This window comes from Phenylobacterium sp. (genome assembly GCF_044236515.1).
In the GTDB taxonomy this organism is placed as follows: domain Bacteria; phylum Pseudomonadota; class Alphaproteobacteria; order Caulobacterales; family Caulobacteraceae; genus Phenylobacterium.
Genome location: NZ_JBIIGK010000120.1, coordinates 1 through 8,980, shown reverse-complemented (window position 1 = coordinate 8,980; position 8,980 = coordinate 1). Strand labels below are relative to the sequence as shown.

Sequence of the window (8,980 nt, the reverse complement as noted above, 5' to 3'; positions counted from 1 at the left end):
AGGACGAAGTCCTTGATCTCGCCGGTGACGTGCGGAATGACCTGGACCGTCGCGCCGAGATAGTCGCCGCGGCGCTCCTTCTCGATGATGGTCTTGTAGATCTGGCCCGTGGTGATGTTGTCGCCGCGCGTGGCGTTGACGCCGGTGAAGCGCTCGTAGTGGCCGAGGTCGAGGTCGGTCTCAGCGCCGTCCTCGGTCACGAAGACCTCGCCGTGCTGATAGGGGCTCATGGTCCCCGGATCGACGTTCAGATAGGGGTCGAGCTTGCGCAGGCGGACCTTGTAGCCTCGCGCCTGCAAAAGCGCGCCGAGTGCGGCGGACGCGAGACCTTTGCCAAGGGAAGAGACCACGCCGCCGGTGATGAAAATGTACCGGGCCATGGGCGTTCAGATTAGCCGTGATTCGCCGGAGACGCTCCGCCGACCGGACATTTCATCCACGACTATTGCGCCGGAGCGGTCGGCGCGGGGGCCACGGGGGCCGGTGCGGTCGGAGCAAGCGCGGCCGGATCGCCGAGCAGCGGGCTGCGGATAGCCGGGGCCGGCGCGGTGATCGGCGCGGGCGCATCGCTGGGCTGGGCGCCAGCCGGCGCCTGCTGCGGCGGCTGGTTCAGGCTGTTGGGATCGATGGCGTTGACCTTCAGCCGGTCCACGACCGACGAGGCGCCCCGCTCGCGACCGGCCAGGATGGTCAGGGCCAGGGCGATAACGAAGAAGGCCGTACCAAGAATCCAGGTGGTGCGGGTCAGCAGGTCGCCGGCGCCTCGCGCGGTCATGAAGCCCGAGTTTCCGCCGCCCATACCCAGCGCGCCGCCCTCCGAGCGCTGGAGCAAGACCACGCCCACCAGCCCGAGGCTGACGAGGATCTCGATGACGAGAAGGATGGTGAGCAGCATGGGCTTCTTGGCGTCCGGTGCGTTGAGGCGGGGGACCCACCCCTCAAAGTTCGAAGCGCGCGCTCTAACACCGAGTGTGCGGCAAGGCCATACCTAGGACGTCGCAGCGCCGTGGCAAGATCGTTTCTCGACCCGACACCCCGCCTCGCGACCGGCCGGCTGGAGACCGAGCGCCTGCGGCTGGAGCCGCTCACCGAGGGCGACGCCGAGCCGCTGTTCCGGATCATGGATGACCCGGAGGTCATGGCCTACTGGGACACCTCCGAAGGCGACGACCCGGACGTGGTCGCCGAGATCGTTCGCGGTCAGGTCGAGGCGATGTCTACCGGCAAGGCCGTGCACTGGACGCTGCGCAAGCTGGAAGACGGCGACTTCGTCGGCGTCTGCGACCTGACGGAGATCGACCGCCGGTCGGGCGAGGCGGAGGTCGGCTTCATGCTGGGCCGCGACGCCTGGGGCAAGGGTTACGCCCTAGAGGCCCTGGGCAGCGTGGCGGCGTTCGCGGCGGGCAGCGGCCTCAGGCGGCTGAAGGCGCGCACGCACCTTGGGGCGCGGCGGTCGGAGAGTCTGCTGCAGAAGCTGGGTTTCGAGGAACAAGGCCTGGTGCGCGGCCACCGCCTCCCGAACGGCGACCGGCGCGATTTCAGGTTGTTCGAGCTACAGCTCTAAAGCGCCCGGACAATCCCGAGAAAATCGGCGGCCTTGAGCGAGGCGCCGCCGACGAGGGCCCCGCCGACTTCCGCGGCGTGGAGGATTTCGGCGGCGTTGGCGGGCTTCACCGAGCCGCCGTAGAGGATCGGCGCCTTGTCGGCGGCGTCGCCGAACATCTCGATGAGGGTGGCGCGGATCGCCAGGTGCACCTCCTCGATTTCGTCGATGCTGGGCGTCAGGCCCGTGCCGATGGCCCAGACCGGCTCATAGGCGATGGCGAAGGCCTTGCCCAAGAGTTCGGGCGGAAGCGAGGCCCTCACCTGCCCGGTGACGACCTCAAGCGCCTGCCCAGCCTTGCGCTGTTCGAGGGTTTCGCCAACGCAGACGATCGGTTCGAGACCGGCGCGCAGGGCGGCCAGGGACTTGCGAGCGACGAGCTCGTCGGTCTCGCGGTAGCCGTCCCGGCGCTCGGAGTGGCCGAGAATGACCATGGAGGCGCCGGCGTCGGCCAGCATCTCGGCCGATACGTCGCCAGTGAAGGCGCCGCTTTCGTCGGTGTGGGCGTCCTGGCCGCCGATCAGCACCGGGCCGCCGGCGAGCGCCTGGCTCATCTGGTGGATCAGCACGGCCGGCGGACAGATCGCGACGCGCGCCTTGGCGCCCGACACGCCCTCGGAGATCGCCCGGGCCTCGGCCAGCGAGGCGGTCAGGCCGTTCATCTTCCAGTTTCCGGCGATCAGCGGCGTGGGAGCGGTCATTTGGCCTCACATACTTTTTGTCCGCCGGGCGGTTAAGCCAAGCCGGGCGACCTGTCACCTCCTTGCAGGGATGGAAGGGCCTCCACTATACCGGCCCAAACCCCGCGCCCCCGGAAAGGGATTTGATGCTCGCCGCCACTCGCAAGTTCGCGAAATCCTGGGTCGCCGCCGTCCTGATCGGCCTGCTGATCGTCAGCTTCGCCGTGTTCGGCATCAACGACGTGTTCCGCGCCGGGTTCAAGGACGCGGTGATCACCGCCGGATCGCGCACCGTCACGACCAATGACTTCCGCCGCGAGTTTGACGCGCAGAAGCGCCAGCTCGAAGCTGAGAACCGCCGTCCGATCCCGACCGAACTGCTGGTCGAGCGGGGCATGGACAAGCAGCTCCTGCAGGCCATCGCGACCCGCGAGGCATTCGCCGCGATGGTCACGCGCCTGGGGATCCTCCCGTCGGACAAGCTGGTGGTCGGGGAGATCGCCAAGGTTCCGGCGTTCTTCGACCGGGTCTCAGGGCGGTTCGACAAGAACGCCTACCAGCAGCAGCTGGCGCAGGCCAACCTGACGACCGAGCAATTCGAGCAGATGGCCCGCGACGACATCGCCACGCGGATGGCGGTGACGGGGGTCGTCGCCGGCGCCAGGGCGCCCCTCGCCTATTCGGCCCTGGCCGGCCTGCTGGGCCTGGAAGCGCGCGACGTGGCCTACTTCGCCGTTACGCCGCAGATGGCCGGTCAGCCGGCGGCGCCGACCGACGCCCAGCTGCAGGCGTTCATGCGCGAGAACGCCGCCCAGCTGACCCGCCCGGAGCTGCGCGTCCTGACGCTGGTCCAGTTCGCGCCGACCGCGGCCGACGCCGCCGGGCCGGTCGACGCTGCGGCGGTCCGCAAGCTGTACGACTTCCGCAAGGACACCCTGTCGACGCCGGAGACCCGAACCGTCGTGCAGATCCCGGCCAAGGATCAGGCGGCGGCCCAGGCCATCGCCACCCGCCTGCAGAAGGGCGAGAGCCCGGCGGCGGTCGCGCAGTCGCTGAAGGTCGACGCCATCACCTATGACAACCGCCCGCAGACGGCGATCCCGGACCGTCAGGTCGGCGTCGCCGCCTTCAAGCTGGCCGCCGGCCAGGTCGCACCGGTGCAGAGCGGGCTCGGCTGGCAGGTCGTCAAGGTCATCGGCGTGACCCCCGGTCGCGTCGTGACCTTCGAGGAGGCCCGGCCGCAGCTCGAAGCCGAGGTCCGCCGGACCAACGCCGTCGAAAAGGTGCTGGCCCGCACCCAGGCCTATGAAGAGGCGCACACCGCCGGCGCCAACCTCGCAGAGGCCGCGCGCCGGGTGAACGTGCCGACCGTGACGCTGGGCCCGATCACCCAGGACGGCCGCACCGAGCAGAACCAGACCCTCCCCGCCCTCGACCCCCGTGTGCTTGAAACCGCCTTCGGCCTGCCGGCTGGCGGCGAGAGCGACCTCGTCGAGCTCGGCGAGGGCCAGTACTTCGCCGTTCGCGTCGAGCGCATCATGCCCCCGTCGCTGCCGCCGATGACGCCGGCCCTGCGGGCCGAACTGGCCCGCGTGTGGACCGGCCGCGAGACCCTGAAGCGGATGGAGGCCCGCGCCGAGGCCCTGGCCGCCCGCGTCCGCAAGGGCGAAGCAATCAATGCGGTGGCCGCGTCGGCCGGCGCGCAGGTGCAGCGCACGGCGGGCCTGACGCGTCAGAGCGCGCGCGAAACCGGCCTGCCGCAGGACCTGCTGCAACGGGCGTTCAGCGCCAAGCCGAACGAGGCCTTCACCGCTCGCGGCGACCAGTTCGCAATCCTGGTCGGTCGGCTGGACGCGGTGCGGCCGGCCACCGCCGCCCAGGCGGCGCCGATCGCCGTGCTGGCCCGCGACCAGGCCAGTGTCGAGATGTTCCGCGAGCTGGAGGAAACCTCGCGGAACGCTTCGCGTGCGGCCGTGAAGGTCAAGATCGACAATGCCCGCGCTCGGGCCGCTCTTGGCCTGGAGCCCGAAGCGCCGGCCGGAAAGGCCGCCTCCAAGGCCGGGACGAAGAAGTGAAGGTCGAGCCGGAGTTTGGCGATTTCCGATCCAAGTACGAAGCCGGCCTCGCCCAGCTCGTCTGGACCCGGCTGATCGACGATCTGGAGACGCCGGTCTCGGCGTATCTGAAGATCGGCCACGGGCGGCCGTACGCCTTCCTGTTCGAGAGCGTCGAAGGCGGGGCGTTCCGCGCCCGCTATTCGATCATCACCCTGAACCCGGACCTGGTCTGGCGCTGCCGCGGCGATGCGGCCGAGATCGCCGAGGGGGCGGACATCGCCGCCGGCCGATTCACGCCGCAAGCCGGCGGAGCGCTGGACAGCCTGCGCGACCTCGTCGCCGCATCGCGGATCGAGATGCCGGCGGGCCTGCCGCCGCCATCGGCGGGACTGTACGGGGCCATCGGCTACGACATGATCCGGCTCGTCGAGCACCTGCCGGACGTCAATCCGGACCCGCTGAACCTGCCTGACGGGGTGATGACGCGGCCGTCGATCGTCGCGATCTTCGACGCCATCGCCCAGGAGATCGTGCTGGTGACGCCGGTGCGTCCGGGGGAGGCGAGCGCCGACGACGCCTATCGCGCCGCGCAAGGCCGCCTGGCCGAGGTGATGACCGACCTGAGGAAGCCGACGCCGCCGCTGTCGGGCGCGGGCACGCCGGAGCCGGACCAGTTCACGACCCCGGTGAGCCGCGAGCGCTATCACGAGATCGTCGCCCAGGCGAAGGACTACATCGCGGCCGGCGACATCTTCCAGGTGGTGCCGAGCCACCGGTCGCGAAGCCCGTTCGCACGCGACCCGTTCGCACTCTACCGCTCGCTGCGGCGGATGAACCCCTCACCGTTCCTGTTCTACCTGAACTTTGGCGACTTCCAGCTGGCCGGCTCCAGCCCGGAGATCCTGGTGCGGCTGCGGGACGGCAAGATCACCATCCGGCCGATCGCCGGCACCCGGCCGCGCGGCGCGACGCCGGCCGAGGATGCCGCGCTGGAGGCCGAGTTGGTGGCCGACCCCAAGGAGCGGGCCGAGCACCTGATGCTGCTCGACCTCGGCCGCAACGACGTCGGCCGGGTGGCGATGCTGAAGGCCGACGGTGCCAACGCCCCGGCCGAGGCCGGCCACGCCCCGCGGGTGCGGGTGACCGACAGCTTCTTCGTCGAGCGCTACAGCCACGTGATGCACCTCGTCTCCAACGTGGAGGGGGACGCCCCGGACGGGCTCGACCCGGTCGATGTGGTCATGGCCGCCCTGCCCGCAGGCACTCTGTCGGGCGCGCCGAAGGTGCGGGCGATGGAGATCATCGACGAACTGGAGATCGAGAAGCGCGGCATCGGCTACGCCGGCGGCGTCGGCTACTTCGGGGCCGACGGCTCGGTGGACACCTGCATCGTCCTGCGGACGGCGCTGTTCAAGGACGGGATGATGTACGTCCAGTCCGGCGGCGGCGTGGTCGCCGATTCCGATCCCGACGCTGAGTACGACGAGACCCTCCACAAGGCCCGGGCGCTGAAGCGCGCTGCCGAGGAGAGCTGGCGTTTCGTCTAGTCAACGCCCTCGACGGGCTGGCTGACGACGGGCGGCGCGACGATCATGGCCACCGCAAACCCGAGGGCCGACGTCGCGGCCAGGGCTGCGGCGGCGAGCGCCGGCCAGACGCGGTCCTTGCGGCTCGGGGCCTGCAGCAGCTTGCGGGCGCGGTTGAGGGCTTCGATATCCACGGTGTCGGCCATAGGCGCGAGGATCGCCGGAGTCGGCGGCCTCGCCAATCGGGCCGGAAATGCTCTAGAGAGACCCTATGATCCTGGTGATCGATAACTACGACAGCTTCACCTACAATCTCGTCCACTACCTGAACGAGTTGGGGGCCGAGACGGTCGTGCGCCGCAACGACGCCCTGAGCGTGGGCGAGGCGCTGGGCCTAAAGCCCGCCGGCGTACTGTTGTCGCCCGGGCCCTGCACGCCGAACGAGGCGGGCATCTGCCTTGGCCTGCTGGAGGCGGCGCCGGCCGATCTACCAATCTTCGGGGTCTGCCTGGGCCACCAAGCCATCGGCCAGGCGTTCGGCGGCGAGGTCGTGCGGGCCAAGGCGGTGATGCACGGCAAGACCAGCCCGATCCAGCATACCAGCAAGGGCGTATTCGCCGGGCTGAAGAACCCCTTCACGGCGACCCGCTATCACAGCCTGTCGGTGGAGCGGAGCAAGCTGCCGGACGCGCTCGAGGTCACCGCCTGGACCGACGACGGCGAGATCATGGGCGTGCAGCACAAAACCCGGCCGATCCACGGGGTTCAGTTCCACCCCGAATCCATCGCCACCGAGTGTGGCCACGACCTGCTGGCCAACTTCCTTGATATCGCCGGCGTCCGCCGCGTGGCCCGCGCCTAAGGCCGGGCGGGCATGTCCGACCTCTTCAAGCCGCTGCTGGCGCGCCTGGCCGACGGGGCGACCCTGTCCGGCGAGGAAGCCGATGCCTTCTTCTCCGCCTGCCTGCGGGGCGAGCCGACGCCGGCCCAGGTCGGCGCGGCGCTGACGGCCATTCGCCTGCGCGGCGAGACGCTGGGCGAGATCGTCGCTTGTGCGCAAGCGATGCGGCGGGCGGCGATCCATATCGAGCCGCCGTTCGCGACGATCGACGTCTGCGGCACCGGCGGCGACGGGCTGCATACGCTGAACATCTCGACCGCGGTCGGCTTCGTGGCGGCCGGCGGCGGGCTGAAGGTGGCCAAGCACGGCAACCGGGCGCTGTCCTCGAAGTCGGGGACGGCCGACGTCCTGTCGGAATTGGGGGTGGGGCTAAACCCTGGTCCTGACCGGCAGTTGCAGGCGCTGGACGAGGCCGGCATCTGCTTCCTGTTCGCGCCGGCCCACCACGGCGCCATGCGGCACGTCTCGCCGATCCGCGCTGAGCTCGGCTTCCGCACGATCTTCAACCTTCTGGGGCCGCTGACCAATCCGGCTGGGGCCCAGCGGCAGGTGATCGGAGTCTACGCCGAGCGTTGGGTGCGGCCGCTGGCCGAGGCGCTCTCAGCCTTGGGCTCGGAGCGCGCCTGGGTGGTGCACGGCTCGGGCCTCGACGAGATGACGACGACCGGCGAGACCTCGGTCGCCGAACTGCGCGACGGCAAGGTGCGGCTGTTCACGGTGACGCCGGAGGCGGTGGGGCTCCGCCGAGCGGCGTTGGCCGATATCACCGGCGGGACGCCAAAGGAAAACGCGCAGGCCCTGCGCGACCTGCTGGCCGGGAAGACCGGCGCCTATCGCGACATCGTGCTGTTGAACGCCGCCGCCGCCTTCTTGGTCGCCGACCAGGTCGAGACCCTGCGCGAAGGCGTCGAGCTGGCCGGCCGGGTCATCGACGAGGGCAAGGCGCAGGCCGCCCTCGTCCGACTGGCGGCCCTAACGGGAGACGAGGCGTGAGCGACATTCTGGCCCGGATCGCGGACTACAAGCGTGACGAGGTCGCCGCGCGGAAGGCCGAGCGGACGCTCGAGATGGTCGAAGCCGCGGCCCGCGCCGCGCCGGCGCCGCGTGGGTTCCGCGCCGCTTTGATCCGCGCCCACGCGCCGGGCCGCTTGGCGCTGATCGCCGAGATCAAGAAGGCGTCGCCGTCAAAGGGACTGATCCGCGAGGACTTCGATCCGCCGTCGCTGGCGCGGGCCTACGAGGCCGGCGGCGCGGCCTGCCTGTCGGTGCTGACCGACGGGCCGAGCTTCCAGGGTGACGATGCCTATCTGGCGGCGGCGCGGACGGCGACCGCCCTGCCCTGCCTGCGCAAGGAGTTTCTCATCGATCCATGGCAGGTGGCCGAATCGCGAGCGCTCGGGGCCGATGCGATCCTGGTCATCCTGGCGATGGTCGACGACCTGTTGGCCGGCGAGCTGATGGCCGAGGCGCGGCGGCTGGGGATGGACGCGCTGGTCGAGGTGCACGACGCCGAGGAGATGGCGCGGGCGGGCGCACTTGGCGCCGATCTCGTCGGTATCAACAACCGCGACCTGCGCACCTTCGTCACCGATCTCGCCGTCACGGAGCGATTGGCGAAGGACGCCCCGCAGGACGCCCTGCTGGTGACCGAGAGCGGGATATTCACCGCCGAAGAAGCCGCACGCATGGAGCGCGCCGGGGCGACGGCCATGCTGGTGGGCGAGAGCCTGATGCGTCAGGCCGACGTCACGGCGGCGACTCAGGTGCTGCTCGGCGCCTGACCCACGTCCGAATTTCCGTAGTGAAATCTGCGCCTCGGACGGTAACTTGACATTAAGGAAGAACACCTAGAGAACATTCATAGGTTTTCTTTTTGTTCTTTCAGAGGGCTGCAAGATGCTCACTCGCAAGCAGCACGAACTGCTCATGTTCATCCATGAGCGGATCAAGGAGACCGGCGTCTCCCCGTCCTTCGACGAGATGAAGGAGGCGCTGGATCTGGCGTCCAAGTCCGGCATCCACCGACTGATCACCGCGCTCGAAGAGCGCGGCTTCCTGCGCCGCCTGCCCCACCGTGCCCGGGCCTTGGAGGTGGTGAAGCTGCCGCAGCAGGCGACGACCGCCGCGCCGCCGAAGGGCCGCTCGCCGTTCAAGCCGCAGCTGGTCGACGCCGGCTCGGCCCTGCCCGCCGTGGCCAACGACACGCGCGAGCT

Annotated in this window: 10 protein-coding genes and 1 pseudogene; 7 read left to right on the top strand and 4 right to left on the bottom strand. The window is 69.9% G+C overall.

Annotation, left to right across the window (positions count from 1 at the left end):
- Both ACILRF_RS11970 and secG read right to left on the bottom strand, forming a co-directional pair.
- A pseudogene (locus ACILRF_RS11970) lies at positions 1-380 on the bottom strand (CTP synthetase); the annotation flags it as partial.
- 62 nt (positions 381-442) lie between these two features.
- Positions 443-895 carry a preprotein translocase subunit SecG gene (secG, locus tag ACILRF_RS11965; RefSeq protein ID WP_395673167.1) on the bottom strand — a complete coding sequence of 151 codons (453 nt, stop codon included), beginning with the start codon at positions 893-895 and terminating at the stop codon, positions 443-445.
- A gap of 111 nt (positions 896-1,006) precedes the next feature.
- On the opposite strand from secG, the gene ACILRF_RS11960 reads away from it, so the two are divergent.
- The gene (locus tag ACILRF_RS11960) at positions 1,007-1,564 is read left to right on the top strand and encodes a GNAT family N-acetyltransferase (protein ID WP_395673165.1); all 558 of its coding nucleotides are present in this window, start codon (positions 1,007-1,009) and stop codon (positions 1,562-1,564) included.
- On the opposite strand, the gene tpiA is transcribed toward ACILRF_RS11960, so the two are convergent.
- Positions 1,561-2,304 (bottom strand): triose-phosphate isomerase, encoded by a 744-nt coding sequence (tpiA, locus tag ACILRF_RS11955; protein ID WP_395673163.1) that lies wholly within the window; start codon positions 2,302-2,304, stop codon positions 1,561-1,563. The two genes, ACILRF_RS11960 and tpiA, sit on opposite strands and share 4 nt — an antisense overlap.
- A 125-nt stretch (positions 2,305-2,429) precedes the next feature.
- Here tpiA and ACILRF_RS11950 point away from each other — a divergent pair, with 125 nt between their 5' ends.
- Together ACILRF_RS11950 and trpE are read left to right on the top strand one after the other, a co-directional pair.
- Complete coding sequence (locus ACILRF_RS11950; RefSeq protein ID WP_395673161.1) at positions 2,430-4,358, top strand: peptidyl-prolyl cis-trans isomerase; 1,929 nt, start codon at positions 2,430-2,432, stop codon at positions 4,356-4,358.
- Positions 4,355-5,887 carry an anthranilate synthase component I gene (gene trpE, locus ACILRF_RS11945; RefSeq protein ID WP_395673159.1) on the top strand — a complete coding sequence of 511 codons (1,533 nt, stop codon included), beginning with the start codon at positions 4,355-4,357 and terminating at the stop codon, positions 5,885-5,887. The genes ACILRF_RS11950 and trpE overlap by 4 nt, the downstream gene beginning before the upstream one ends.
- On the opposite strand, the gene ACILRF_RS11940 is transcribed toward trpE, so the two are convergent.
- Complete coding sequence (locus tag ACILRF_RS11940) at positions 5,884-6,072, bottom strand: hypothetical protein (protein ID WP_395673157.1); 189 nt, start codon at positions 6,070-6,072, stop codon at positions 5,884-5,886. The genes trpE and ACILRF_RS11940 overlap by 4 nt on opposite strands.
- 65 nt (positions 6,073-6,137) lie before the next feature.
- Here ACILRF_RS11940 and ACILRF_RS11935 point away from each other — a divergent pair, with 65 nt between their 5' ends.
- The 4 genes from ACILRF_RS11935 to ACILRF_RS11920 all read left to right on the top strand — a co-directional run.
- Positions 6,138-6,728 carry an anthranilate synthase component II gene (locus tag ACILRF_RS11935; protein ID WP_395673155.1) on the top strand — a complete coding sequence of 197 codons (591 nt, stop codon included), beginning with the start codon at positions 6,138-6,140 and terminating at the stop codon, positions 6,726-6,728.
- 12 nt (positions 6,729-6,740) lie between these two features.
- Positions 6,741-7,760 carry an anthranilate phosphoribosyltransferase gene (gene trpD, locus ACILRF_RS11930; RefSeq protein ID WP_395673153.1) on the top strand — a complete coding sequence of 340 codons (1,020 nt, stop codon included), beginning with the start codon at positions 6,741-6,743 and terminating at the stop codon, positions 7,758-7,760.
- A complete protein-coding gene (gene trpC / locus ACILRF_RS11925) occupies positions 7,757-8,548 on the top strand; it encodes an indole-3-glycerol phosphate synthase TrpC (RefSeq protein WP_395673151.1) in 792 nt (263 codons plus the stop codon). The genes trpD and trpC overlap by 4 nt, the downstream gene beginning before the upstream one ends.
- 115 nt (positions 8,549-8,663) lie before the next feature.
- On the top strand, positions 8,664-8,980 hold a 317-nt coding region (locus ACILRF_RS11920), incomplete at its 3' end, for a LexA family protein (RefSeq protein WP_395673149.1).

Excerpts from the sequence above, each read along its gene's own strand:
- ACILRF_RS11940 (WP_395673157.1), bottom strand. The coding sequence starts at position 6,072 with ATGGCCGACACCGTGGATATCGAAGCCCTCAACCGCGCCCGCAAGCTG.
- ACILRF_RS11950 (WP_395673161.1), top strand. The coding sequence starts at position 2,430 with ATGCTCGCCGCCACTCGCAAGTTCGCGAAATCCTGGGTCGCCGCCGTC.
- ACILRF_RS11935 (WP_395673155.1), top strand. The coding sequence starts at position 6,138 with ATGATCCTGGTGATCGATAACTACGACAGCTTCACCTACAATCTCGTC.
- secG (WP_395673167.1), bottom strand. The coding sequence starts at position 895 with ATGCTGCTCACCATCCTTCTCGTCATCGAGATCCTCGTCAGCCTCGGG.
- trpD (WP_395673153.1), top strand. The coding sequence starts at position 6,741 with ATGTCCGACCTCTTCAAGCCGCTGCTGGCGCGCCTGGCCGACGGGGCG.
- tpiA (WP_395673163.1), bottom strand. The coding sequence starts at position 2,304 with ATGACCGCTCCCACGCCGCTGATCGCCGGAAACTGGAAGATGAACGGC.